Source organism: Micromonospora sp. NPDC048905 (assembly GCF_040649655.1).
Classification (GTDB): domain Bacteria; phylum Actinomycetota; class Actinomycetes; order Mycobacteriales; family Micromonosporaceae; genus Micromonospora.
This window is the reverse complement of the sequence record NZ_JBEZFV010000008.1, coordinates 320,996-346,534: the sequence shown is the minus strand read 5'-3', so window position 1 is coordinate 346,534 and position 25,539 is coordinate 320,996. Positions and strand designations below refer to the sequence as shown.

Sequence of the window (25,539 nt, the reverse complement as noted above, 5' to 3'; positions counted from 1 at the left end):
ACCGGCACGTGACCAGCATTCCGGTCCGGACCTAACAACGGCATAACGGTGCGCGTTCGACCGCTGTTATGGCGCGCGCCGTAGAACCGAGCCCATGGAATCCACCATCGAGGTCTCAGACCTCCACAAACGGTACGGGCGCACCGTCGCCCTGGACGGCATGTCCTTCACGGTACGGCCGGGGCACGTCACCGGCTTCGTCGGCCCGAACGGCGCCGGCAAGTCCACCACCATGCGGGTGGTCCTCGGTCTCGCGGCCCCGAACGCCGGCACCGCGCTCGTCGGCGGCGTGCCCTACCGGACGCTGCGCCGGCCACTGACCCACGTGGGGGCGCTGCTCGACGCCGGGGCGCTACAGCCGAGCCGCTCCGCCCGCAACCACCTGCTCTGGCTGGCCCATTCGCAGGGCTTCGCTGCCCGGCGGGTCGACGAGGTGCTGGAGCAGGCCGGGCTGGGCGAGGTCCGCCGCCGCAAAGCCGGCGGCTTCTCCCTGGGCATGCGGCAGCGGCTCGGGATCGCCGCCGCGCTGCTCGGCGACCCGCCGGTGCTGATGCTGGACGAGCCGTTCAACGGCCTCGACCCGGAGGGCATCGTGTGGATGCGCGGGCTACTGGGGACCCTCGCCGCCCAGGGGCGGGCCGTGCTGGTCTCCAGCCACCTGATGAGCGAGCTCCAACACATCGCCGCGCACGTGGTGATCGCCGGCCGGGGCCGGGTCCTCGCCGACACCACCGTGTCCGAACTGCTGGCGGCGACACCGGGGGGAGGCGCGGGCTCGCTGGAGGACGCCTACTTCGCGCTGACCCGCGACGCGGTTGAGTTCCGCGGGGAGGTGACCCGATGAGCGAGCGTGCGGGCGAATCAGCGTCGGAGCGTAGCGGCGGTGGCGGCATGAGCGACTTCGGACGACTCGTGCGGGCCGAATGGACCAAGTTCCGGACGGTCCGCGGCTGGGTGCTCGGCATCGTGGCCGCGGCCGTGGTGACCGTGCTGCTGGGGCTGTACGTCGCGTCGAACAGCCTGTCGTCCTGCTCTCTGGGGACCGTCGAGGTCGAGTGCCCGACGCCCCCGGTCGGCCCGGACGGCGAGGCGGTGCGGGACAAGTTCTACTTCGTGCACCAGCCGCTGGCCGGGGACGGCGCCATCACGGTACGGGTGACGTCGATGACCGGCCTGATCACCTACCCGCCGCCGAATCACAACGAGATCGTCCCCGGCCTGGTGGAGTGGGCGAAGGCCGGCGTCATCGCCAAGGACGGCACCGCCGAGGGATCCCGCTATGTGGCCGTCATGGTCACGGCCAAGCACGGCGTGCGGATGCAGCACAACTTCATCCACGACACCGCGGGCAGACCAGGCGCCGTATCCGCCGACGCCCCGCGCTGGCTGCGGCTGACCCGCGCGGGTGACACGCTCACCGGAGAGGAGTCGACCGACGGCGCATCCTGGACCAGAGTCGGCACCGCGACGCTGGCAGGCACCGTCCAGATCGGCCTCTTCGTCACCTCACCCAGTGACCTCACCGTGGATGGTGGTGTCGGAGGCGGGACCGCCCAGGCCCGGCTGGCCAAGGCGACCGCCACCTTCGACAACGTCGGGCTGACCGGCACCGCGCCCGGCGGCGACTGGCTCCGCGACGACGTCGGGGCCAAACCGAACCTGGACGGCGTCCCGCACCACCCGGGCAGCGTCGAGGAGGCGGGCGGCGTCATGACCCTTTCCGGCAACGGCGACATGGCACCACTCACCGGCGAAGCCGGGCCCGCTGTCCCGCTTGTACTGATCGGACTGGTCATCGGCCTGATCGTGGTGATCGTGGTGGCCGCCCTCAACGTCTCGACCGAACTCCGGCGGGGCCTGATCGGGATGACGCTGCTGGCGAGCCCACGGCGGGGTCGCGTCCTGGCGGCGAAGGCCGTCGTGCTCGGCACCGTCACCTTCGTCGCCGGGACGGCCGCGGCCGCGCTGGTCATCCCGCTCGCCTGGGACCTGCTGCGGGATAACGGCTTCCGGCAGCCGGGGTTGCCGCCGCCGACCATCGCGCGGGTGGCCGTCGAGGCCGGTCTGCTGGTTGCCGGCACGGCGCTGCTCACCCTGGGGCTCGGCGCGTTGCTCCGGCGCGGGTTGGCGGCGGTCGGCATCGCCGTGGCGGTGGTGGTGTTGCCGTACCTGGCGGTGATCATCGGCGGCCTGCCGACCGCGGCGTCGGAATGGCTGCTGCGGCTGACCCCCGCCGCGGCCTTCGCGATCCAGCAGGTCACGCCCGAGTATGCGCACGTGGTGGCCAACTACACACCCGGGTCCGGCTACTACCCGCTGCCGGCATGGGGCGGCCTCGCCGTCATGGCCGGGTACGCCGCGCTGGCCCTCGGCCTGGCGGCCGCACGGCTGCGCCGGAGCGACGCGTGAGCGAGGAGCGAGCTTGCGAGCCCCACAGCGAACGCACCTGGGGCACGGCGTGAGCCGGGCGCTGCACGCCGAGTGGACGAAGCTGCGGACCGAGCCGGCCGCCTGCTGGCTGCTGCCGTGCCTCGTGGTGGCGACGGTGCTGGTGAGCCTGTTCGCGGTCGCCGCGGCGAGCTGCAAGGTGGGTGGATGCGGTGTCGATCCGGCGGCGCTGAGCCTGGCCGGGGTGCAGTTGGGCCAGGCTGTCGTCGTGATGCTGGCCGTGCTGGCGATCGGCGGCGAGCAGGGCACGGGCCTGCTCCGCACGACGTTCACCGCCGCGCCCCGCCGGATAGCGGTGCTGGCCGCGAAGGCGGTCCTGATCGGCGGCCTGACCCTGGCCGCCGGGACCGTCGCCGTGCTCGGCTGCGTGGCCGCCGGCCGGGCGATCCTGCCCGGCAACGGCATCGCCGCGCCGTCGCTGGCCGACGGTCCCACGCTGCGGGCGGCCGTCGGGTCGGTGCTCTATCTGGTGCTGATCGGGCTGCTCGCGCTCGGCGTCGCCGCCGCGATCCGAGACTCGGCGGCCTCGGCGGGGGCGATGTTCGCCCTGCTCTACACCGTGCCGCTCGTCGCGGCGGTGATCAACGACCCGGAGCTGCAACGGACGCTGCGCCGGTTCGCGCCGATGACGTCGGGCCTCGCCATCCAGGCCACCACCGACCTGGACAACCTCCCGATCGGCCCCTGGGCGGGCCTCGCCGTCCTGGCCGCCTGGTCCGCCGCGTCCCTACTCCTCGGCGCCCTCCTCCTCCACCACCGCGACCCCTGACCCGCCCCTCCCCGCGACCGTAGGCCCCACCGAGCAAGAACTCCTCTCGGCGATCAAGGACTTATTGGACTCAATTGGAGTCAAAGCACAATGATATGTCCGATTGAATGCCCCGGGGTGGTCCGCAGAGCATCCACGGGCACTCCAGAGGGCCGACGGTCGGCGGCAGGCAGATCCGCGACATCGGTGTCGGCCCGCGAGAAGCCTGGCGAGTGTTTAGCGCCGACCGTCCACTTCCTTTGATTCTGCGCCCTTAGAAGAGCTCACCGAATCCGTGGTCACGATCCTTGGCTGGAGCAGGAGCGGGCGAGTTCGTCCTCGACGAACGCGGGCTTGGCCAGCGTGAACGCCGGGATGACCGCCACGAGGGCGACGGCGAGCAGAAACAGCAGCGGCAGGGTCCATCCGCCGTTCACGTCGTGCAGCAGCCCGACGAGCAGAGGACCGAGCGCGCCCAGCGCGTACGCGATCCCCTGCGCGAAGCCGCTCAGCGCGACGGTGCCGCCCTGGGTTCGGGTGCGTACGTTGACGAGTACGAGGCTGACCGGGAACAGGATCGAGCCCGAGCCGATGAGCAGCACCCAGAGCAGTGTGAGTGTCGCGGGCGCGAGCAGCAGGCCAAGGTAGCCGAGCACGAAGCTGGCGGTACCGGCGGCGATCAGCCAGCTGACAGAGCGCAGCCGCGCGACGAGCAGGGGTGCGATGAGCGCGATGGGGGCGCTGATGATGCCGGTGACGGCGAGCAGCACACCGGCTTCGGTCGGCGTCGAGCCAGCGATGTCGCCGAGGATCTCGGGCAGCCAGGCGAAACACGCGTAGGTAAGGATCGTGCTGGTCGAGAAAACGACGGTGATCGACAGGGCCACGCGTGACCGCCACAGTCGCGTGACGAGGGTGGTGGGCGGGGACTCGACGGCGTCGTTGTCCGAGAGTCGTCGGCGGCGCTCCCGCGTGCTGATGACGAGCCACGGAACGAGCGCCACCACCGAGGTCGCCGCCCACATGCCGAGCGAGAACCGCCATCCGACCTGCTCGGCGACCGGGGAGGCGACCGCCGCGGGCAAGGCCGTGCTCACTCCCAGGATGCAGACGTAGATGGCGGTCAGCAACGCTATCCGGTCGGGGAAGTAGCGCCGCACGATCGGCGGCAGCAGCACATTGCCGATGCCCGTGCCGGCGAGCGCGACGACGCTGCCGACGAGCAGCACCGCGTAGCCCGGGGCGGCTGCGCGCACGAGATGGCCGAGGGTCATGAGCAGCAGCGCCAGCACGATGCCGCCGTCGAGGCCGATGCCGCGGGCGACGCGCGGCGCGACGAACCCCGATACCGCCAGCAGGATCGGTGGCAACGTGCCGAGCAGCCCGACGCCGATGTTCGAGATCGGGATGTCCGCACGGATGTCACCGAGGATCGGCGACATCACCGCAACCGTCTGGCGCAGGGTGAGCGCGACAAGCACGATGCCCAGCAGCGCGGCTACGCGTCCCGCCCATAAGGTAAGGGGTCTATCCGCAGACATCTCCTTACCGTAGTGCTCCCGGCGGGATCGTGATCATCAGGGTTCGATGATTCTCAGCGCTCACGGCGAGGCGGTTGACGGCTTGCGAGGGCTCGGTGGATCAGGCTGACTCAGTCGTCGCCCGCTGACTTTGCCGGCGGGCTCGGCACACCTGAGCACCTAGCAGCCCCACGGAGACTCGCAGAGAAGTGCTAAGGATGTCGGCTTCTTGCGGAAGTGGTGAGGCCACGCCCGGTGCCAGATCAGGGAGGTGATCTACGTTTTGCCTGGTGCCCCCGGCAGGATTCGAACCTGCGACACACGGTTTAGGAAACCGATGCTCTATCCCCTGAGCTACGGGGGCGCGAGTGCTCAGTGTAACGACCTGCGGGTCGACCCGCGTTGGCAGGGAGTGACCCGCGTTGACCTGCGTTGACCCGGCGAACCGCCCGACCGACGACTACACGGCGACCACACCGGGCCGGTCGGCGACCATGATCATTAACTAGGGCCGACCTGGAGTGGCACGGATTGACCCGGGGTGACCTTCGGCTATGTGCGGCTGCCCATCGACGAGACCGGCCTGCGCGTCGCCCCGCTGTACACCGAGCCACGGGTGGCGGTGCTGCCCGCCGGCCATCGACTCGACAGCCGTGTTCTACTCCCACCCGGAAGTCAGCTATGTGTCCGTCACGGACCTGGCGCCCGACCAGGTGTGCCTCGCGGTGGCGGCATTCCGCACCTCACCGGTGGTCAGCGACTTCCTCGCCACGACCCTCGGCCACATCCATCGATGGTCACGATGGCGACGCCGACGCCAGCACCGCACCAAAACAGCCCACTACCAGCGAAGATGCCGACTCCACCAAATGCGGCTGGAGTACTAAGCACGGGTCGTCCTTCGGCCCGCAACGCCCGCTCATACTTGACGACTGCGCGTCCGAGTAGACACATCTCGACGGGCTGCCCGATAGCTCTGCGGCTGTGGCCAACGATGTGCCGGCGATTCAGCTACGCATCGATGCTGTGGGTGGCCCGATCCACGAGGTTGAAGACCGTGTACGGATCACGCCCGCCGAACAGCAGCGAGATCACGATTGCTGCCATGGCCTCGAGGTGGTGCGCGTGTCGGAGGTCGCCGATCGGCAGTGGTTCGCCGCCAAGGTCGGTGATGAGCTGCCGGGTCATGTCCAGTGCGGCGGAATGTTCACCGCAGTAGGGGACCACGAGACGGCGATTGTCGAATACCGGCGGTTCCATCTGCCACACGAGCGCCTGGCAGAGGTTGAACGCCTTGACGACGTGACCGCCGGTGGCCGACTCGATCTGCTGTGCCATCGACCGGCCGGGTTCGGTGACCAGTGTGAAGTGTTCGATCTCGACTGGGTTGTTGCAGTCGACGATCGGTTTGCCGCGCAACCCGTCACCGATCTCGGCCAAGGTTGCCGGCATGCCTTGGTAGAGGACCGCGATCAGCGCGATGTCGCCGAACTCGGCCACCTCCTCGAAGCTGCCGGCGCGGGCGCCCCACTTACGGGCCAACGCGTCGGCCTTGACCGCCGTCCGGCCCGCGATCATCAACTCGTGGCCGGCAGCCGCCCATCGGGTGCCGAGCGCATCGGCCATCACTCCGGCACCAAGAACACCTATCTTCATGACAGCGACGTTAGGCAGCCGTGGGGCACTATCCGGTTCCCCGCCTGGTCAGCTGCCGTCGTCGACGGCAAGGTCGTCGGCATGGTCCTCGGCCCACCGAGCGAGGACCGACACCGGCCCGAGCAGGCTCTGCCCGAGGTGGGTCAATCGGTACTCCACGCCCGCAGGCGCGGTAGCCAAGACTCGTCGCTCCACGAGGTTGTTGCGCTCCAACTTGCGCAGTGTCTGAGTGAGCATCTTCTTGCTGATCCCGCCGATTCGATCGCGAAGATCGCTATAGCGGTGCGGACCACGTCCCAGCCCGAACACCACGACCACCGACCAGGTGTCAGCCACCAGTTCCAGCGTCGTACGGGCAGGGCAGTCAGCGAGAAACACGTCGTAGTCACTCACGCAACGCCCACCTTCGCTTCTCGTCATGCCCTCCGGCGGTCAGCCCAGGGCCTGCTCGAGCATGGCAGAACCGCTTGGCGCAGTCGGCCGTCGCATCCTTCGCTTCCCCACGCTCGCCGCCAAGGCGGGGCGGCGGTGTCCGTAGCCGCGATGAGCGCACCTTGGTCGATGTCCGCTCGGGCGACCCGTCGTCACTCGGCATTACCGTCATCAGTGACCCGGCTTCGGGCCGAGGGCAGTACCATGGAAGGACGTCAGCAACAGCCGGCACGACAGCGGCTCCGTCGACTGCCTCAAAGCCCCTGTCCCAGGGTTCAACACATCAAGATCGACGTCATGCACGTGAAGGATCCCGGCTGGGGAACCAGTGACCGTGGAGCGGGACCTGGCCCGGTTCAAGAGGGGCGTGGACCAGCGCTGGGGCGAGCTGGTGTACGACTGCCTGTGGTTCTCGCCGTTGAAGGACTCACTCGACCCCGTCGCCTGCTCGAACGGGGCATACGGGCTCAACAATGCCCAGTCTCCCGGGGAATAGTGCACGGGCGCGATAACACCCTCCCACCAGTACTGCGCACGACCGGCTGACCGAGCGTCCGGCGGGGCGGCGCCTTGCCCGTGCGGGAATTGAGCTGTCCGTGTTCACTGCCGCCGACGTCCGCAGTACGCCGGGCCGCGGAAGCTGATCAACATGCTGAACTCACCTCACGGATTGCAGCTGTGATTGCGCGCTGACCACGCAGCGGCTCTGACGGTCTACGCCTGCGGTTGAGCTGGCTCGGTATCCGGACACAGCCGATGAGCGTGGACTCGCGGGCGCGGCCTGAAGCATTGGTGCGCGGGTTGCCGATCCGGCCAACCCCTGGATCTGGGGCACGATTGCGCTCGGGTGATGTCGTTGATGGCCGGGAGGTGCCGTGCTGCTGCCCCGAGCCGCACGCACCATCCGGTGATCTGGTTGTCGCGAGCATGATCGCGGACCTGCACCGCAACGACCGTGCCTGTCACCAGTGCGCCCCCGACGGCTGCGAGCTGACCGATTGGAGCCGACCCCGGTTGGAGGCGTTCCGGCGGGAAGTCGCTGCCCGCCGTCGATGACCCTGGGACGACGAAAGGCGCCCCGCTCCACCGACCGCGATGTGCGGCTTGGCGGAGCGGGACGCCTTGGTTTTCGAGTCAGGGTTTGCGACCAACTTCAGAATCCGCCACCCGGATTACCTGTTCAAGGCGGCATGACGACGCACTAGGCACCCTTTGTGGACCGGATTAGGCGCAAGAGAAAGTAGTTCCGCCATACTCCAGATAACCCTCCCAGACCCAGCCGTACACGGTATTCCGCGTACGCAGGTAGGTCCAGTAGCCGCTATCGTCATCGCCCCAGCGCCAGCAATGGTAGTCGACCTTATTGCCGACGCTCGCAAAACCCACCACCCCACACTCCCAGCTTGGGCCGCTGCGAAGGTGGACGCTTTCGGTGAAGTGATATCCGTACGGATTGAAGTCCTGGTCCGGCCCCGTACGAGACTGGCAGGCTGCCGACACTGCTGCGGCTGACGCAGGAGTTGTGACCCCCGCCAGCATTGCTGTGGCGGCAAGCAGCAGGCTAGCCGCCACCACTCCGATCTTGCGCAACTTGGTGAACATTCGAATCTCCCATCACCAGGCGCCCCATCTGTCCGGCAACAGTCACACTTCCTCCTTCACGATCTACGCGCAGCACAACAGGCGCCACTGTCGCCCTCCGCCCATCGATGAGATTCGAAGCTAGCCCGCTTCGATTGTGACCTCAAGACAACGAGGCCGCTATCTCTGTCCCGAACAGTCCCGAACACGCCTCGGGCAGCCATCAGTCCGCATGTCGCCGCCGGCAGTGGCCGTTCGTCTCGTTTGCTGTCCACCAAACCCGGAGCCCGTCAGACAAGAGCTTGGGGCGACGGTCGTGGGCAATATCAACCTTCGATTTGCCTGTCGCAGACGGTGAACGGACGGCGGAAACCCCGACAAGAGGCTGTCACTCCTCCGCCTCGACCTCTCGAACCGTCGCCGCTACCGACTGCACGGCGTTGGCATTCCAATGGTTCTAATACCCGACGTTGCCATCAGACATCACCCGGGCGATCCGGGCAGCGGTACCGCTCGGCGCAGTGCTCGACGGTGAGCTGATCGTTTTCGAGCGCGGGCGCACCAATTTCGCCCAGTTGCAGCGGCGCGTCACCGCCGGCCGCGGATTTCTCCGCCTGGCCCACGAATGCCCCGCCCACTACGTGCTCTGGCAGGGAGTGACCCGCGTTGACCTGCGTTGGCGCGACACCCTGTTCTGATCGACACCGATCGTCAGCGGCTCCAGTGCCACTCGGACGGGCGGCAGCCCGGCGCGTTCAGCCGTGATGATCGTGACGACGACGTGTGAGCGCGAGTCGCGTGGTCAGCCGTACGCCCGGATGATGCGGCCGGTGTCGTCACCTTCCACGCAGTGCAGGTAGTGGCCGACGAGTTCGTCCATCGGCACCGGACGCATGCCGGGGAAGTGTTCGGCGAAGGCGTCGAGGGAGTCGCCGATCATCGTGGGGCTGACCACGTTGATCCGCATACCCCGCGGTAGCTCGATCGCGGCCGACAGGCCGAAGCTGTGCAGGGCGCCGCTGATGACGCCGCCGCCGGTGACGTGCGGCCATGCTTGGTCGGCGAAGATACCGGAGGTCAGGGTGAACGAGGCACCGTCGGCGCAGTGGTGCTGGCCGGTGAGAACCAGATCTGCCTGCCCGAAGAACTTGGCTCGCATGTTTTCGAACAGCGCGTCGGATGTCAGCGTCGTGAACTCGTCGAGCGCGCCGTGCGCTGCGATGCTCACGACGCTGTCGACCGCCCCGACCTCGCGGTACATGGCCTCGATGGTCGAGTGCGAGGTCAGGTCGACGTGGACGTCACCCGAGGTGCGTCCGGCCACGACAACGTCGTGGCCGCGCGATCGCAACGCGGGCACCAAACGTCGCCCGATGGTGCCGGCGCCGCCGACGACGACGATCCTCATCGTGCTTCCTCCTTCCGGGACAGGGTTCCTGGCGCGACGCGTCGTACGAGGCTCTGTGCCAGCAAGGTGAGCGCGTCGGCATCAGATGTGCCGGGACGCGCGTAAAACAGGCCGATCTGCTGGTCATCGTCAGGGAGGGTGACCGTCTCGTTAGCCAGAGTCACTCGCCCGACGATCGGATGGTCGAGTTCTCGTAGGTAGTACGAGCACGTTCGGACGGGGCGCCGCGCCCACATTCGCGCGAACTCCGGGCTGTCGACGGCGAGTTGGCCGACGAGCTGTTCGAGCACTGGGTCGGCCGGGTGCCGCGCAACCGCCTGATGCAGGGCCGCGACGGTGACCTGCGCCTTGGCGTGCCAGTCGCAATACAACGCGCGATGGTGCGGGTCGAGGAACAGCATTCGGGCGATGTTGGGCCGAATCCGCAGGTCCGGGGCGTCGACGTCGACATGGCCGGCCAGCAGAGCGTGTCCGAGGCGGTTCCACGCGAGGACGTCGGCGCGGTGATCGATCACGATCGCCGGTGTTGCAGGCAGGGCGGCGAGCAGTTCACGTACTGAGGGCCTGAGCTTGCTTCTACGGGCACGAGGACGAGTCGGTCGTCGCGGAGCAGCAAGGATCCGCAGATGTTCGTGCTCCGCCGGAGAGAGCTGCAACGCCGCGGCCAGCGCGTCGATGACGGCGGCAGAGGCGCTACCGCTGACCCCCTGCTCCAGTCGCGTGTAGTAGCCGATACTTACCCCGGCGAGTTCGGCCAGCTCTTCCCTGCGCAGTCCCGGGACTCGCCGACGAGTGGCGCCGGGCTCGATACCCGCAGCGTCTGGCGTCAGGCGTTCGCGCCGGCTACGTAGAAAGCCGCCGAGATCGTTCGTGCCTTTGTTGACCACCAGCTCATCGTCGCGCCGATCGCCGATCTCCGCCTGCCCCAAACAGGGACACCTTCGCGGACCTCCGCGTGTTGCCTACTCCTCCCATGAACGGCCCTTTGCACACGGGTAAGATCAAGAATGAGCTGGCGCCGCAGGGCGTGGACGAAGTTCCGGCCGCGGAGAACACCGCCGCCGACGCCGTCAGACTCACCGCCGACCAACTCAAGCGCCTCGACTCGCTCACGCCCGCCGGCGCCCGCCACGACGAGGCCAACATGGCCTCGATCGACCGCTGAGCTGAGTACGGCGGCAGACGTGGGTGTGACATTCAGGTCCAGGCGCGTTGTCCTGATGAGTACGCCCATGCCCCACGCAACCTCGGAGAATTCGTGTCAGAAGCATCAGAGCAGGGCCGAGGTGGTCGTCATCTCATCGCTCTCGGCATCGTCTTCATCGCGGTCGGATTGTCCGCCGCGATGGCCACTCCCTACCTGACTCTGTTTCTCGACGAAGCGCTGCGTGCTGACACCGCTCGCATCGCGGTGTTTCTTGCTGCCGCACCGATCAGTGCCGTGATCGTCGCCAGCCTGTTCGGCCGCCTCTCCGACCGGTTGCCCCACCGCCGTGGCATTTTGCTTATCACCGCACTGGCCGGTGTCGCATCGAGCGGGCTCTCCGCGATCGTCCGTAACTACTGGCTCTTTCTCCTCATCACCGTGACGCTGACCGCCGTCGCCAACGCGGTGATGCCCCAGATCTTTGCCTACGCCCGCGAATCACTGGGCGGCGGTAGCAACGTCGCGATGCAGATGAGCACGTTCCGCATGCTCTTCTCCGTCTCCTGGGTGGCCGGTCCACCTCTTGCCTCGCTGCTGCTGGCCGCCGGCGGCTTCGCGATGACCTACGCCTTCTCCGCACTGATGTACGTCACGGTCGCCGTCGTGGTCCTGGCGGTCCTGCGGCGGCGACAACCGGCAACAGCCGAACATGATCACCTGCCGCACGCGGTGGAAGCCGCTACCTGGCACCCCGCTATCTGGATGAGCGTGGGCGCCTTCACGCTTCTCTACGCCGCCAGCAATCTCGCCGTCCAAGCCCTACCCCTGTTCGTCCTGCGCGAGCTCGACGCGGGCATCGGCAGCGCCGGGCTGCTCCTGGGGCTCTGCGCAGGTTTGGAGATACCTCTCATGATCGGTTTCGGGTATCTCGCCACCCGCGTCCCGATACACCGGCTGCTCGTCATCGGCACTGGTTGTGGCCTCGCCTACATGGTGTCGGTTGCCTACGCCACCGATGTCTGGCAACTCATGGCCGCGCAGCTACTCAACGCGGCGACGGTCGCCGCCGTCGGTGGCCTCGGCATCACCTATGTCCAGGACCTGCTGCCCCGTGAACGGGGACGCGCCTCGACGCTGTACACCAACACCATCCCGATCGGTGCCCTCCTCGCCGGCCCCGTCCTCGGTGCGGCACAGCAAACCGGCTACCGCGTGTCATTCGTCATCGGAGCGTTTCTCTATGCCGGCGCAGTACTGCTGCTGTTCCTCACCAATTTCCTGAACAGAACTCGCCTGCCCAAGACGCCCGGCCCTGCAACTCCCGTCATCGACCAGCGAGGCGCCGGACCGGACAGCACCGACAGCGACGCCCCAACGGAGGATTGGTCTGGCACGGCCTCATCCGGCGCCAAGGAGTTCACACGGCACGTGTCCTGATCACCGGATCCACCGACGGCATCGGCCCGTGCCGCTGCTGAGCGACGACCACGAGGTCGTCGTACACCGGCGGGTGCTGGAACGCCGGACCGGCCGGACGGACGCCGGCCGGCACGATCGCGGCACGTCGGCAGCTACAGGCCAGCAGTGGTCTTCTCCAGGATGCCGGCGAGTGCACCGAAGTCGACGTCCTGCCCTTCGGTGATGTCGACGGTCTTGCGCTCCCCCTTGCCCATCGCCCGGAGGAAACCCTTTACCTCGGGTACGTCCGTCGCGTTGAAGACCATGAACGAGACCTTGGCCTTGGCCACCGCGATGACGGCCGCGTAGTGGCCGTTCTTGAGGTAGTGCGGCTTGCCGTACTGGAGTCGTTCGTCCACGCCCGGAACCGTCTGGTCGATCATCGCGCGAAGCTTCTCGCAGACCTCGACCTGCCACGGCTGCGCCTTGTTGATGTACTGGGTGACCTCGTCGTTCACTAATTTCTCCCTCATCGGTGCTCGCTGGTCTTGCACACGTGCCGTAGCCGAGGGTCGGTGACCGCCTCGCTCCCACCCTGCAGTGCCAACCGCCTCGGGCGAATCCTCCCGCGGTACCCCCCGGTCCGTCTGCCCCGTTGCGGGCTGAGCCACGTCGGCAATCTCTCCAGGCAGCGACTCAGCCACCTTGCGGTGCCGCCCGGTGATCGGGTGAGCTGCGGCGTGTGCCCTGCGCCCTCAGCCGATGGGGGTTCCGATCAGGTTGTAGGTGAAGGCCACCATCAGATAGCTGATGGCAGCGACGGTCGTGATCGTGTACGCCATTCGGCCCTGGACGGTCCACCATCGCCTGGCCCACGCCGCTCCCGTGCCGGCGATCATCACCGCCGTTGTCGCCACCGCTATTGCGTTCAGGGACAGCAGGACCGTCAGCACCACCGAGCCGAGCACGACCGATTCGGTGAGGGCGTTCATGTCTGACGCCAGCACGGCGAGCCAGCCGATGAATACCGTCGTCAGTCCGCCGGTGAGCCACGCTGCTACCCGCGCCGCTTGCGCCCAGCGCGAGTGCGCCGGCCTGCCCTTCCGCTGTCGTACCAACGCCAGGATCGGGAGCCAGAGGAACGCCACCAGCAGGACCATCACGCCGGCCCCCAGCATGATCTGGTGCAGGGTCGGCGACGAATACCAGGCCAGTTTCGTGAAGGCGACCGTCGGGTCGTCCGACATGAACAAATTGCCCTTGCCGTCGAAGGCGATCTGAGCCTGGCCGGCTTGCTCCTGGAACAGTCCCGTGCCGATCGGGTACCAGTGCTGGTCGCCCGCGTTCGGATTCAACGACAGACCGCTCGTGGTCAGCGAGCCGCCGGGGGCCACGGCGACGGTGACCGTCGAGAGCAGCGCCACCACCTTCGTCACCTGGGTGTGGCTGATGCGGTTGACCCGATAGTTTCCCGCCAGACCGGACGTGTCGATCCCGCTGACCGCCTTCGGTGCTGGACTCGTGTCCGGGACGTAGCGGTCGACGATCTGGTGGATGAGGTCCCTGCCGCTCCAGCTCGCGACGCCGTTCGTCCCGTCGCCGTTGTAGACCACGTAGATCCCGATTTTCTGGTCGGGCAGCATCGCGAGATTGGCGTGGAAGCCCGGGACGTCGCCGTTCTTGAACAGCAGCGGCTGTCCGTTGCGCGGCGCCTGCTGCAGCATCCAGCCCATCCCCGGCAGACGCGGGTCCATCGTGAAGTGCTGCTGCCGCAGCGATTGGGCGACGCCCGCGCCGAGCCGTGGGTCGTCGGCCATCTGGGCGATCATGAACGTGCCCATGTCGGTCGCGGTGGCCACCGTGCCCGCCCCGGTCGGTGACCACGCGCCGTACTGGCCCTTTTCGCGGACCTGACCGCGACCTACGGGACGGTAGCCGACCGCCACGTGCGCCTGGATCGCGGCCGGATGCGGCTGAACGAATGTCGTGCCGCTCATCCCCAGCGGTCCGAAGACGTGGTCCTGGACGTACTGTGCGAACGGCTGGCCGGAGACGACCTGCACCAGATATCCGGCCAGTGCGACGCCGTAATTGTCGTATCGCGCCAGGGTTCCCGGCGGGCGGACCCGGTGGGGCTGGTGCGCGGCGAGGTATTCCCCCAGGGCCGGCACGGCTGCGGGGTCGGCCACGGCGACCCCCCGCGGGTCGTCGTCGAAGCCCGCCGTGTGGGTCAGCAGATCCGCCACCGTGACCGGGTGCCCGGGGTAGGTGTCGCGAATCTTGAAGGCCTTGAGGTACGTGTTCACGTCGGCGCTCGGATCGAGTTTGCCCTGGTGGATCAGCTGCGCGGCCGCCGTCGCCGTGAAGATCTTGGCCACCGAGCCGGTGAAGAACACGGTCGAGGCCGCATCGACAGGCGTTCGGGCGGGGACGTTCGAGACGCCGTATCCCTTGGCGAAGACCTGCTTTCCGCCGGCTACGACGACGACCGCAGCGCCAGGGATCCGGTCCCGTGCCAACTGGGTCGAGACGACCTGGTCCACCAGCTGCCCGATACCGGTTAGCTCGGAGGCCGGTGCTCCCGCCGGCGCCACGGCAGGGTAATCCCGGGTCACGAGCGCCGCGGAGGCCGCCGAGAGAGGAACGAGCGCCAAAGCCCCAGCGCTAACCCCGGCGACCAGCATGCGCATCGGGCGGGTCAGGTGCATACCCCGAGCCTTCCGAAACGGCGGCCGGATACCGATCATGCTGGCACTCGTCTACGGGGTAGGGCTATCCCTACCGAGCCGCCGACCGAGCGTCCGATATGGACAAGGACCACCCGGGATGTGGACCAGCCGCCAACCCCACCCCACACAAGGCGGTCGGGCCGAGGTGGAGGTCGGGCGGCGATCCGGCAGGGCGCGGTTTCGCGGAGCGGCCGCCGCCGGAGGCCGGTCCGGAGTTCATGCAGGCCCTGTTGCAACGGTTCCGGATGAGCTACTACAGGTTCGTCGACGAGAGCGGCTGAGCCAGGATGTCCACCGGCACGACAGGCCGCTGACCCGCCACCCTTCGTCACTGCCTACGGGCCGGCTGTCCGGGCGGCACGGCGACGTTCGGTGAGCCGTCGTGCCTTTACCGCGTTACCGCAGTCGGCCATGCGGCACCAACGGCGGGAACCGCTGCGGCTCCGGTCGAGAAACAGCCAGCCACAACCGCCCTCGAGCACCGGGCAGCGGCGTACCCGGGTCAGGTCGGCCGTCAGCATGACATCGAGGGCTGCCGCGGCGATCCGGTCGGGCACCACCATGGCCGGCACCGTGCCGTAGGTCAGCCGCACCCGCGACGAGTCGAGCACGAATCTCGCTCGGGCGGCAGCGCCGGACCAGCGCTGATGGAGTGCGACCAACGCGGCTCCGGCCGCGACCGGGTCACCTGCCGTGCCCGCGTCCGCGTCGGTGATCGTCGCGAGCAGCACGAGATGCAGCGCCTCACGAATGTCCCGGACGGCGACCACTCCCGCGTGCGCCGCCGCGGGCTCGTCGCGCCACGCACGGCCAATCTCGTCGACCTCCGCGTCGCTGATCACGCCCACCCGGACCGACCAGCGCAGCAGAGCGGAGCTGTCGGACAGGAAGTCGTGCGGCGACGCGCCCCCTCGCTCACGTGTGTTGACCAGATCGAGCACAGGGTGCCCACCAACCAACGGTAGCTGGCACACATCGAGGGGCATGCCGAGAGGCTACCACCTAAGCCCTCCGGGGCGGTTGCGGCCGATTGGAGTAGAGCCGGGTGAGCGCGGTGAGCTCGGTGAGCGACCACTCTGGAGAACGGCGTCGGCCCATGCCACGGCGAGGAATTTCCGACTGTCTATGCTACCTTCAAAACCCGTTTTGCTGGAATCACGCCCGTGCAGCAGCGATGAGTGATGCCATCGAGATGATCGAGGGCTTCCCGCGTACCGCCTGCCTGGCTGTTTCCCGCTACGCCTTGTCCAGGATCTGGGAGGTAGCCAATGGCGCACCAACGACGCGCGGCCTATGCCCTCGCCGCGCTGTCCGCCGCCACTTTCTGTTACGTCACCACCGAGGTGCTGCCGATCGGGTTGCTCACGCTGATCGCCCCAGACCTGGGCCGCTCCAGATCCGAGGCCGGTCTGCTGGTGACCGGGTACGCCGTGGTGGTCATGATTGTGGCGCTCCCGCTGACCCGGGTCACTCGGCGACTGCCCCGGCGCCCACTGCTCGCCGGCTCCCTCGGTGTGTTCGCCGCGGCGACGACGGTGTCGGCCTTCGCGACCTCCTACGAGGTGCTGCTCGCCGCGCGGCTGGTGTCCGCCACCACCAACGGGGTCTTCTGGGCGGTGGTGTTCCCCGTAGCGATCTCGATGTTCCCCGCGAACATCCGCGGCCGCATCGTGGCTCGACTGTCGATCGGCAACGCTCTCGGCCCGGTCCTCGGCGTACCGCTGAGCACCTGGTTGGGCGGGCAGGCCGGATGGCGGGCCGCCTTCCTCGCGATGGCCATCCTCGGCTTCGTCACCTGCATCGCGGTCGTCCTTCTCCTGCCGCGCGACACAGCGCAAGAGAGTGCGGGCAGTTTCGGACCCATGCCGGATCGGCCCCGCTTCGTCGTGCTCCTCGTCGCCACCATCCTCGCGGTCACCGGCGCCATGGGCGCGTTCACCTACATGACCGTCTTCCTCCTCGACGTCAGCGGGTTCGCCGCCGCATCCCTCGGCCTGCTGCTCTTCGTCCAGGGCTCGTTCGGCGTCGCCGGCACCTGGGCGGTCGGCCGGGTCCTGGACCGGTTCCCGATCGGTGTCGTGCTGGGCCTGCTCGGGCTCATCACCGCCGCGATGCTCGGCCTCTACGGGGTGGGAGCGAGCAAGGCACTGACGATCCCGTTGCTCGCCGTGGCGGGGATGTCCTTCAGCTCGCTGATCGCGGGAATCCAGCACCGCATCATGCAGGTGGCCCCGTCGACCACCGACATGGCATCGGCCAGCCTCAGTGTCGCGTTCAACGTCGGCCTCGCCGCCGGCTCGCTCATCGGTGCGGGCCTGCTGGCGACGTTCGGGGTACGCGTCATCCCGTTGTTCGGTGGCCTGCTGACGGCCGCGGCGTTCGCGCTGCTCGCCTGCCACGAGACGTCCCGGAGAGGGAGAAGCCGACACCGGGAAACCGGCAGTCGCCCTTCCGACCTACCACCGGTCGGACAATCCGTAGCTGCTGCTTGAGTCCGTGCACCGGAGCAACTGAGTCGACGAGTCCTTCACGCCCATTGGGCCCGGCCGTCATTCCGGCACCGGCCGGCCCGAACCGCAGGACGCGCACGAGCCCGGCGCGGAAAGGTCCTCCGCACCGGGCTCGTGACATCGGGTGGGGTCAGCTGGCCGCACAGATGGCCGACGTGCCCGGACCAGTGCCGGTGCCCTGGAAGCCGAAGCTGGTCGACTGTCCGGCGCCGACGCTTCCGTTGTAACTCACGTTCGTGTACCTGATGGTGCCGCTGGTGCCGCTGGCCTGGGCGCTCCAGACGCCGGTGACCGCGGCGCCGCTGGGCAGCGTGATGGTCGTGGTCCAGCCGTTGATGGCCGCGGATCCGGCGGTGACCGTCACGCTCGCGGTGAAGCCGCCGGACCACTGGTTGACCGCCACCGACGCCGAACAACCGTTACCGGTCGGCGGCGGGGTGGTGGGGGGAGCCGTGGTCGGCGGAGCGGTCGTCGGCGGAGCCGTGGTCGGCGGAGCCGTGGTCGGCGGAGCCGTGGTCGGCGGAGCCGTGGTCGGCGGGGCGGTGGTGGGCGGATTGGGCACACCGTTGGCCAGGCTGTAGGCCAGGTCGGGCTGGAACGATCCGGCCGTGTAGCGGCAGCCGTCGGCCTCCCCCGGCGGCTTCACCCAGAGGTACGCGTCGATGTTGCTGTCGCCGGTGTTCGTCGTCGGGTACTGCCCGATGCGCCGGTCGCTGTTGTCGTCACCGCACCAGTCGCCGCTGGCACCGCCGTTGCGGCTGGTGTCGATGACCTGGCGCTTGCCCGAGAGGCCCATGCCGTTGAGGGCGGAGATGACCGCCCGGCCGAAGTTCGCCTCGTTGGAGGTGGAGTTGTAGTTGGACACGTTGCTGAAGAAGCCGTCGGCGTACTGCACGCCGGCCGCCCGGAGGCGGTTGGCCGTCTCACCCGCGCTGTTCCAGGTGGAGTGCCCGGCGTCGAGGTACACCTTGGCGTTGGGGTTGCCCGACTTGATGGTCCGGGTGGCCGTCGAGATCGCCTGGTTGCGCGCGTTGATCTCGGCGCTGCTCAGGCACGTCAGCAGGGCGAGCGAGTCGGTTTCCAGGATGATGATGACCGTCTGGTTGCCCAGTCCCCGGGCGAAGTTGGACACCCACGTCTGGTACTGGTTGAGGTCCGGCGCCCCACCCGCACTGGCCCCGCCGCAGTCCCGGTTGGTGATCTCGTACACCGCCAGCACCGGGATCTGCTGCGCCGCGTTGGCCGCGCCGATGTACCCGGACACTTCGGACTGCACCGTGGAGGGGTTGAAGTTGGCGAACCAGCGGGCCTGCGGCTGACTCGCGATCTTGTCGCGGATGACGGCGGTACGCGAGTCGCCGGGGTTGGCGGCGACCCAGCGTACGACTGCCGAACTCGGGTCGCGGTAGAGCGATCCGGACAGCGTGCCCGCGGAGGCGCTGCCGACGGTGAGGCAGACGCCGACAGCGGTGGCGCCCGCGACGGCCGCCAGGCTGGTGGCCACCGATCTGCGGCGGAGCGAGGAGAGGATAGCCACGACGTGTTGCCTCCTGGTCACATAGACGTTTCCAAGTGTGTGGGAGCGTTCCCATGGACGGTAGCGGAGGCACGCGTCGCTGCCAAGACGTGGAGACCTATCGATGCAGTACCGGGCTGCGGTCGGTCGCCCGCAACGGCGGCCACTGCCGCTCGGTCCAGGCCCGCAACACCCACTCCATCGGCCCGTACCGGAACCGCGCCATCCACGCCGCGCTGACGGCAAGCTGCACACCGTAGATCGCGACCGCGATGAGGACGACGACCGCAGGTGCGACGCTGCCGGCGAGGCCCAGACCAACTCCGGTGAACACCAGCACGCAGAGCAGCGACTGACCCAGGTAGTTCGACAGGGACATCCGTCCGGCCGGCGCGAGCACGGCGACGACCCGCCGCCCCCGGTCACTCCTGAAGAACTGGAGCACGCTGGCCGCGTACGCCGCCGCGAGCAGGGGCGCGGTGAGCACGCCCGCCGTCAGACCGGTCAGGTTGGCGGTGCCCCCGCCTGAGGCGAAGATGACGCCACCGGCCAGGCCGATCGGGTAGCCCACCTGCTGCACCCGGCGCAGGAGCTGCCGGTTCTCGCCGATGGTGGCGAGGAGCTTGCGACGCCCGGCCACATAACCGAAGAGGAAGGCCGAGAAGGCGAGCGGCCCCTGCACGAGGAGCGCGCCGAACATCGCCGGCAGTTGGCGTACGTGCTCGGCGATCACCGAGCCGAACCCACCCTGCAGTGCCTCGGTCGACCGCTGCCCGGCCGCGAGTGCCGTCGCCGGATCGGTGACCAGCTGCACCCCGCCGGTGGCGGCGAGCGCGAGGACGAAGCCGATCCCGCCGGTCACCAGTACGGCGGTACGCAGCGCGGTCCCGACGGCGACTCGTCGCATGGCGAGCAGGATCAGACCGAGCAATGCGTACGTGGTCAGGATGTCGCCGTGGAACAGCAGCACCGCGTGCAGGATTCCGAGCACGAAGAGCCCGGCCAGTCGTCGCCGGAATCGTGGGGCGAAATCGACGTTGCGCCGTGCGGCGGAATCGAGCTGGAGCGTGAAGCTGTAACCGAACAGAAAAGAGAAGAGCAGGTACGCCTTCATCGCGAAGAGCGCCTCGACGAGCCACCGGACCGCCTGGTCACCCCACGAGTCGTGGGCGGGATCCGGAACCAGCTGGAAGGAATAGCCGTCGGCGAAGTAGGCGATGTTGACGATCAGGATGAGGAGCAGCGCCACGGCGCGCAGAGCGTCGACGTCGACGATCCGGGAGGGCGTACCGGCTGGTGCTCGGTTCCTGGCGGGCGGGTCTTCGATGGAAGGGTTCATTGGCCACCTCCGGAGCGACAGGAGTTGTGTTGGAGGACTCTCCTGCAACGCTAGGAAATGGGCCGTCCAGGTGACAGCCAGTGAGCGGGAAGGCCGCCGGTGGGGCAGGCCCTACCCAGGCTCCCTCCAGGCCGCAACCCGCCGGACACGGCATTGACATATTTCACTGTGCGATCTAGCGTCGAGGCGAATTGATTCGATGTTTGGCCGGGCGCTCCGGCACCGTCCGGCGGTCAACCGTTGGTGTTCGGGCAACCACGGTGTCCGTCGCCGACGATTCATCGACCAACTGGTCCCGCGTGGGCGGCGGACCAGCCGCGGGAACCTCTGGCGATGAGCCGGCCGGGCGCCATGGGCACATCGCGTCCTCCAGGGTTTCCTCCGCCAGGAGTGCGGTCGGCGGGGGCGACGGGAGTGGCGCGTCATAGCGGCGTGGGTGTCGCCGTGGACCCCTGCGCCTAAGTCAGTTCGTGTCGAGTGGCGGGAGCCTCATCATGACAAGACGTAGACCCATCCTTGGTCTTCTGGCAACGGCCGCGGCTGTCGTCGTGACCGTGAGCGCGGGGGCACTGGCCGGCGGCCTGGGCACCACCGCGTCGGCAGCGGACATCGTCCCGGCCGCGGCGACCGCCGGGTGCGGCAAGGCGCCCACGTTGACGAGCGGTCAGCGGTCCATCCAGAGCAGCGGCCAGAACCGCAGCTTCATCCTGCGAATCCCGGACAACTACGACCGAAACCACCCGTACCGGTTGATCTTCGGGTTCCACTGGAACGGCGGCACCGCCGGCGACGTCGACGGTGGCGGGTCGGACGGGGCGGCCTGGTCCTACTACGGGCTGCGGCAGCAGGCGAACAACAGCACCATTTTCGTCGCCCCCCAGGGCAACGGCAACGGCTGGGCCAACCCCAACGGCCAGGACGTCACGTTCGTCGACAACATGATCAGCCTGATCGAGGCGGACCTGTGCGTCGACACCACGCAGCTCTTCGCGCTCGGCTTCAGCTACGGCGGAGGCATGAGCTACTCGCTTGCCTGCTCCCGGGCGACCGTCTTCCGCGCCGTCGCGGTCTACTCCGGCGGGCAGCTCAGCGGGTGCAGCGGCGGCACCCAGCCGATCGCGTACATGGGTATCCACGGCCTCGGGGACTCGGTGCTCAACATCTCCGCCGGACGGTCCCTGCGGGACAGGTTCGTCCGGAACAACGGTTGCACCGCGCAGAACCCGCCCGAGCCACGAGCGGGCAGCCTGACCCACATCACCACCACCTACTCCGGCTGCCGATCCGGCTATCCGGTGGTGTGGGCCGCCTTCGACGGTGGGCACGGCCCCGGCCCGGTGGACGGCGGCGGCGAAAGCGGCGTCCGGACCTGGACCAAGGGCGAGGTGTGGAGGTTCTTCACCCAGTTCGGCAGCACCGATCCGACACCGACCCCGACCACGTCGCCGACCACGTCGCCCACCGGCAGCCCGACTACCCCGCCGCCGGGCGGCACGTCGCCCCTGCGCAACGCGGCCTCCGGACGGTGCCTGGACGTCAACGGCGCCTCGCAGGCCAACGGCGCGGCGGCGATCATCTGGGACTGCCACGGTCAGAGCAACCAGAGCTGGACCGCGACCGCCGCCGGGGAGCTGCGCGTCTTCGGCGGAAAGTGTCTCGACGTCAACGGCGCCGGCACCGCGAACGGCAGCTCGGTGATCATTTGGGACTGCAACGGCCAGTCCAACCAGCGGTGGTCGGTAAACGCCAACGGCTCGATCACGGGCGTTGGCTCGGGCCGCTGCCTGGACGTGGTCAGCAGCGGTACGGCCAACGGCACGCGCATCCAGATCTGGGACTGCAACGGCGGGGCCAACCAACGATGGAGCCGCAGCTGAACCCTGCGACCGTCGCGGGAGGGCAACGGTAGGTCCCGGGTCGCCGGCCTTCGGCACAGGGGATCCGAGGCTGACCCGTCGGCCTCCGGACGAGGACTCGTACCCGGTTCCTGGCTGCCGGCCGCTCACCTGAGCGGCCGGCAGTCGTCCGGTGGCCGTGACGGGAAGGGTCGACGGACCGTGCCGCCGGCAGACCATGTCGGCGGGTCCGTTGGTTGCCTATGCTCGACGGGTGGAGGACAACGATCAGGCCGTGCTGGCCGGGATGCTCCAGTCGGCCGAGGAGGCCGCTCCGGTCGAGGCTGTCGAGGCGGTCACCGGCGCCGTCGCCACGGCGTTGGGCGCGCTCGGCGTCTCGCTGCTCATCGCCGACCTCAGTGGCCGGGCACTGGTCCGGCTGACCCACCAGACGATCATCGGCCGCCCCGATCGGCGTCAGGGCACGGAGGCCGCCCAGGTCTTCCCCTTCGACGGCGGGCCCTACGAGCGGGCACTGCGCCAGCAGACCACCCTGGTGCTTCCCGGAGACGGCCACTGGACGGTGCTCGCACCCGTCACCGAGCGCGGCGAGGCCATCGGCCTGCTGGAGATCGACCTGCCCGACGAGCCGGACACCGCCGCGGTCGCGGAGATCGCCCGCACCGCGCACGCGCTGGCGTTCGTGGTCATCGCCAACCGTCGGCACACCGACCTGTTCGAATGGGGTCAACGCAGCACCCCGTTCTCTCTCTCCGCCGAGATCCAACGCCGCCTGCTGCCCGCCTCGTTCACCTGCGAGGCCGGCTCGTTCGCGCTCTCCGGCTGGCTGGAACCCGCCGCCAGCATCGGCGGAGACACCTTCGACTACAGCGTGGCCCGCGACGTGCTGCACGTCAGCGTCACCGACGCGATGGGCCACGGCGTGGCCAGCGCGCTCACCGCCACCCTCGGTGTGGGTAGCCTGCGCAACACCCGCCGCCGCGGGGACAGCCTGATCCAACAGGCCGAGGGGGCCAACCGGGCCGTCGCCGAGCACGCCAACGTACGCGGCGCCTACGTGACCGCCGTGCTGGGCCGCATCGACCTGTCGACCGGGCGGTGCGAGCTACTCAACGCCGGACACGTTCCGCCGATGCTGGTCCGGGACGGCCGGGCCACGCCGCTCGAACTGCCCGCCAACTTCCCGCTGGGCATGTTTCCCGACGAGGGCTACCGCAGCGGCGCAGTGTCCCTGCTGCCCGGTGACCGGCTGGTCATCGTCACCGACGGGATGCGTGAACGCAACGCCGCCGACCTGGACCTGCCCGCCGCCCTGCTCGGCATCTCCCACCTGCACCCACGCGAGGCGGTGCGGGCGCTGTCCGACGCGGTGCTGGCAATCGCCGGACCGGTCCTGGCCGACGACGCGACACTGCTCATCATCGACTGGTACGGCGGCGAGGGATCGCGGTCGAGCACTGCCGGCGCGGACACCTCCCGCGCCAGCACCTTCCCCTAGGGAGGGCGGTCACGACACCACCCGTGCCGCCTCCTCGGCGTCGTCCACCGTGTCGAAGACGTCGATGACCCGGTCGACCGAGGTGATGGACAACACCGTACGCACCGAACGACCGACCCCGGCCAGGGCGAGCGAACCGCCCCGCTCCCGCAGGTCCTTGTAGGCGACCACGAGCGCGCCCAGGCCACTGGAGTCCAGGAAACCGACGCCGGTCAGGTCGACCACCACCACCTGGACCCCGCTCTCCGCCAGCAGGCGCAACTGGTCCCTCAGCTCGGGCGTGGTGCTCATGTCCAGGTCGCCGACGACCTCCACCACGGTGCCGATCCGCCCCTGCCGCGTCGACAGCGTGAAGTCCACGTAACCCCCTCGATACGGCCGTCACCGGCACTCGGCAACACGTCGCGCCGTACTCACGGTGCCAGAAACTGGCCGCGATCGCTCGTCGACGCATGGGCGCCACCGCGCGGGGCGGTCGGCAAGGGCGAAGGATCGGTACGGTGGAGCGCATGATCCTGCCCCCCAGTCGCACGAACGCGGAGGCGCACCTCTACATGGACCTGCGGCCCTGCTCCTGCGGGGAGACGCGGTTTCCCCGGCAGAGCGCGGTCGTGGCGCTCGAGGACGGTGACGTGGCCGCCCGCTACACCGGCGCCTGCCCCACCTGCGGCCAACCACGCGAATTCATCTTCCGGTTGCCGGCCGAGCCCGCCGTGGCTCCCGCGGGGGGATTCCGCTACGGCGGGGACGAGCCGTCACACCTGCTCGATCCCGGCGAGTGGCTCCGGGTCGCCGACGGGTACGCCAGGTCGGTGCCGGCAGAGGTGGCGACCGGGGACGCGGCGCAGAGGGCCCGCGCCACACTGATCCGGGCTGTCGCGGCCCTGGACGAGGTACTCAAGTTCGTCCCACCCGGCGAGGACGTGGTGCCCGCCGCCGCCTTCACCACCGAGCAGGGACGCGATCTGCACCGGCGGGAGCCGGGGCGCTTCCGGCGCGACCGGCTCGCCGCGGTCCGCGCCGCGTACGCCGGGATGCTGCCGCAGGCGGTCTGAGTCGGCGCGACCCGCGACCCGGATAGCAACCCCTCAGGCCCGCCAGGCCCTGGATGCGGCGGTCCTCACCGGCGGGCCTCGTCCAGACAGGCGGCGTTCGCGCCGACCAGCAGGGGCAACACGGCCAGGAACTCCCGCAGCAGGTGCCGAGGGTCGTGCTCGCGGGTGTCCGCCACCTCGGCCTGCGCGCCGGCGTCGGCGAAGACCTGGCAGACGTCCCACAGGCTGGCGCCCACGCTGCTCCACTGCCACAGGTCGTGCGCCAGCGCCGGCAGCCGCAGCACCGGGGCGGTACCGAAGAGACCGATGCCGTAGCGCAGCGGATCCTCCGGGGTGTTGCCCAGCGACACCATCAGCGGTTGCACCCGATGAGCGCGGGCGAAGTCCTCCACGTCCGGTGCGTCCGGCGTGACCTCCACCAGCAGGCCGTCCTCCAGGAACTCCGCGACGATCCGGTCCGGGTGGGTCACGCCGAGCCGCATCGCCGCATCGCTAACCGCAGCCCGGTCCCAGGTCGCCTCGGGCCAGTCGAGGGGGCGGTGCGCCGCGGCCCAGACCGCAAAGGCCTGTGGGTCCTCGATGGTCACCGAGAGGCGGCCGATGCTCAGCGAGTGGTACTTCACCGGGGCGCCGACGGCCGGGTGGAACTCCCCGGTGTACCACCCTACCGGCAGGATCAGCGAAGCGGTCATCGCGGG

The 25,539-nt window shown here is 68.9% G+C and carries 23 protein-coding genes, 1 tRNA gene and 1 pseudogene; 11 read left to right on the top strand and 14 right to left on the bottom strand.

What is annotated here, in order from left to right:
* The first annotated feature begins 94 nt into the window (after positions 1–94).
* The 3 genes from AB0C01_RS22870 to AB0C01_RS22860 are packed head-to-tail and all read left to right on the top strand — an operon-like array spanning position 95 to position 3,217.
* Entirely contained in the window at positions 95–844 is a 750-nt protein-coding gene (locus AB0C01_RS22870; protein ID WP_357241030.1) for an ATP-binding cassette domain-containing protein, read from the top strand.
* A gap of 47 nt (positions 845–891) precedes the next feature.
* Positions 892–2,409: an ABC transporter permease subunit gene (locus AB0C01_RS22865; protein WP_357572074.1), complete on the top strand. Its 1,518-nt coding sequence runs from the start codon at positions 892–894 to the stop codon at positions 2,407–2,409.
* 13 nt (positions 2,410–2,422) lie between these two features.
* Entirely contained in the window at positions 2,423–3,217 is a 795-nt protein-coding gene (locus AB0C01_RS22860) for an ABC transporter permease (protein ID WP_357572073.1), read from the top strand.
* Between the two features lie 278 nt (positions 3,218–3,495).
* Here the strand turns inward: AB0C01_RS22860 and AB0C01_RS22855 are convergent, their stop codons facing one another.
* From AB0C01_RS22855 to AB0C01_RS22840, 4 genes are all read right to left on the bottom strand, one after another.
* Positions 3,496–4,737 (bottom strand): MFS transporter, encoded by a 1,242-nt coding sequence (locus AB0C01_RS22855; protein ID WP_357572072.1) that lies wholly within the window; start codon positions 4,735–4,737, stop codon positions 3,496–3,498.
* Positions 4,738–5,004: 267 nt separating this feature from the next.
* Positions 5,005–5,080, bottom strand: a tRNA-Arg gene (locus AB0C01_RS22850).
* A gap of 647 nt (positions 5,081–5,727) precedes the next feature.
* On the bottom strand, positions 5,728–6,372 hold the full coding sequence (locus AB0C01_RS22845; RefSeq protein WP_357572071.1) for an NAD(P)-binding domain-containing protein: 645 nt from the start codon (positions 6,370–6,372) through the stop codon (positions 5,728–5,730).
* Between the two features lie 48 nt (positions 6,373–6,420).
* A complete protein-coding gene (locus AB0C01_RS22840) occupies positions 6,421–6,765 on the bottom strand; it encodes a helix-turn-helix domain-containing protein (RefSeq protein ID WP_357241014.1) in 345 nt (114 codons plus the stop codon).
* A 361-nt stretch (positions 6,766–7,126) separates the two neighbouring features.
* On the opposite strand from AB0C01_RS22840, the pseudogene AB0C01_RS22835 reads away from it, so the two are divergent.
* A pseudogene (locus AB0C01_RS22835) lies at positions 7,127–7,240 on the top strand (hypothetical protein); the annotation flags it as partial.
* 788 nt (positions 7,241–8,028) lie between these two features.
* Here AB0C01_RS22835 and AB0C01_RS22830 read toward each other — a convergent pair.
* Positions 8,029–8,406, bottom strand: a complete 378-nt coding sequence (locus AB0C01_RS22830; RefSeq protein ID WP_357572070.1) for an SH3 domain-containing protein — start codon at positions 8,404–8,406, stop codon at positions 8,029–8,031.
* A gap of 500 nt (positions 8,407–8,906) precedes the next feature.
* Here AB0C01_RS22830 and AB0C01_RS22825 point away from each other — a divergent pair, with 500 nt between their 5' ends.
* Positions 8,907–9,083 (top strand): hypothetical protein, encoded by a 177-nt coding sequence (locus AB0C01_RS22825; protein ID WP_357572069.1) that lies wholly within the window; start codon positions 8,907–8,909, stop codon positions 9,081–9,083.
* A 104-nt stretch (positions 9,084–9,187) separates the two neighbouring features.
* Here AB0C01_RS22825 and AB0C01_RS22820 read toward each other — a convergent pair whose 3' ends face one another.
* Together AB0C01_RS22820 and AB0C01_RS22815 are read right to left on the bottom strand one after the other, a co-directional pair.
* Positions 9,188–9,793 (bottom strand): short chain dehydrogenase, encoded by a 606-nt coding sequence (locus tag AB0C01_RS22820; RefSeq protein ID WP_357241005.1) that lies wholly within the window; start codon positions 9,791–9,793, stop codon positions 9,188–9,190.
* A complete protein-coding gene (locus AB0C01_RS22815; RefSeq protein ID WP_357241002.1) occupies positions 9,790–10,722 on the bottom strand; it encodes a helix-turn-helix transcriptional regulator in 933 nt (310 codons plus the stop codon). Before AB0C01_RS22815 ends, AB0C01_RS22820 begins: the two co-directional genes overlap by 4 nt.
* A 44-nt stretch (positions 10,723–10,766) precedes the next feature.
* Here AB0C01_RS22815 and AB0C01_RS22810 point away from each other — a divergent pair, with 44 nt between their 5' ends.
* Positions 10,767–10,958: a hypothetical protein gene (locus tag AB0C01_RS22810; protein WP_357572068.1), complete on the top strand. Its 192-nt coding sequence runs from the start codon at positions 10,767–10,769 to the stop codon at positions 10,956–10,958.
* A 93-nt stretch (positions 10,959–11,051) separates the two neighbouring features.
* Complete coding sequence (locus AB0C01_RS22805) at positions 11,052–12,377, top strand: sugar efflux transporter (RefSeq protein WP_357572067.1); 1,326 nt, start codon at positions 11,052–11,054, stop codon at positions 12,375–12,377.
* A 134-nt stretch (positions 12,378–12,511) separates the two neighbouring features.
* Here AB0C01_RS22805 and AB0C01_RS22800 read toward each other — a convergent pair whose 3' ends face one another.
* The 3 genes from AB0C01_RS22800 to AB0C01_RS22790 all read right to left on the bottom strand — a co-directional run bounded on the left by AB0C01_RS22800 (position 12,512) and on the right by AB0C01_RS22790 (position 16,053).
* Positions 12,512–12,856, bottom strand: coding sequence for a DUF1801 domain-containing protein (locus tag AB0C01_RS22800; protein ID WP_357240996.1), 345 nt, complete (start codon positions 12,854–12,856; stop codon positions 12,512–12,514).
* 237 nt (positions 12,857–13,093) lie between these two features.
* Entirely contained in the window at positions 13,094–15,046 is a 1,953-nt protein-coding gene (locus AB0C01_RS22795; protein ID WP_357572066.1) for a serine hydrolase domain-containing protein, read from the bottom strand.
* A 356-nt stretch (positions 15,047–15,402) separates the two neighbouring features.
* A complete protein-coding gene (locus AB0C01_RS22790) occupies positions 15,403–16,053 on the bottom strand; it encodes a CGNR zinc finger domain-containing protein (RefSeq protein WP_357572065.1) in 651 nt (216 codons plus the stop codon).
* A 282-nt stretch (positions 16,054–16,335) separates the two neighbouring features.
* On the opposite strand from AB0C01_RS22790, the gene AB0C01_RS22785 reads away from it, so the two are divergent.
* Complete coding sequence (locus tag AB0C01_RS22785; protein WP_357572064.1) at positions 16,336–17,559, top strand: MFS transporter; 1,224 nt, start codon at positions 16,336–16,338, stop codon at positions 17,557–17,559.
* A 148-nt stretch (positions 17,560–17,707) separates the two neighbouring features.
* Here AB0C01_RS22785 and AB0C01_RS22780 read toward each other — a convergent pair whose 3' ends face one another.
* Positions 17,708–19,114, bottom strand: coding sequence for a glycoside hydrolase family 6 protein (locus AB0C01_RS22780; RefSeq protein WP_357572063.1), 1,407 nt, complete (start codon positions 19,112–19,114; stop codon positions 17,708–17,710).
* 97 nt (positions 19,115–19,211) lie between these two features.
* Positions 19,212–20,432 carry a DUF418 domain-containing protein gene (locus AB0C01_RS22775; RefSeq protein ID WP_357240978.1) on the bottom strand — a complete coding sequence of 407 codons (1,221 nt, stop codon included), beginning with the start codon at positions 20,430–20,432 and terminating at the stop codon, positions 19,212–19,214.
* A 494-nt stretch (positions 20,433–20,926) separates the two neighbouring features.
* Between AB0C01_RS22775 and AB0C01_RS22770 the strand changes: the two genes are divergently transcribed.
* A complete protein-coding gene (locus AB0C01_RS22770; RefSeq protein ID WP_357240975.1) occupies positions 20,927–22,309 on the top strand; it encodes a lectin in 1,383 nt (460 codons plus the stop codon).
* A 232-nt stretch (positions 22,310–22,541) separates the two neighbouring features.
* Positions 22,542–23,786: a PP2C family protein-serine/threonine phosphatase gene (locus AB0C01_RS22765; RefSeq protein WP_357572062.1), complete on the top strand. Its 1,245-nt coding sequence runs from the start codon at positions 22,542–22,544 to the stop codon at positions 23,784–23,786.
* A 9-nt stretch (positions 23,787–23,795) separates the two neighbouring features.
* Here the strand turns inward: AB0C01_RS22765 and AB0C01_RS22760 are convergent, their stop codons facing one another.
* Positions 23,796–24,146: an STAS domain-containing protein gene (locus AB0C01_RS22760; protein ID WP_357240969.1), complete on the bottom strand. Its 351-nt coding sequence runs from the start codon at positions 24,144–24,146 to the stop codon at positions 23,796–23,798.
* 149 nt (positions 24,147–24,295) lie between these two features.
* Between AB0C01_RS22760 and AB0C01_RS22755 the strand changes: the two genes are divergently transcribed.
* Positions 24,296–24,841 (top strand): hypothetical protein, encoded by a 546-nt coding sequence (locus tag AB0C01_RS22755; RefSeq protein ID WP_357572061.1) that lies wholly within the window; start codon positions 24,296–24,298, stop codon positions 24,839–24,841.
* A 65-nt stretch (positions 24,842–24,906) separates the two neighbouring features.
* Here AB0C01_RS22755 and AB0C01_RS22750 read toward each other — a convergent pair whose 3' ends face one another.
* The gene (locus AB0C01_RS22750; RefSeq protein WP_357572060.1) at positions 24,907–25,533 is read right to left on the bottom strand and encodes a hypothetical protein; all 627 of its coding nucleotides are present in this window, start codon (positions 25,531–25,533) and stop codon (positions 24,907–24,909) included.
* Positions 25,534–25,539: the final 6 nt, after the last annotated feature.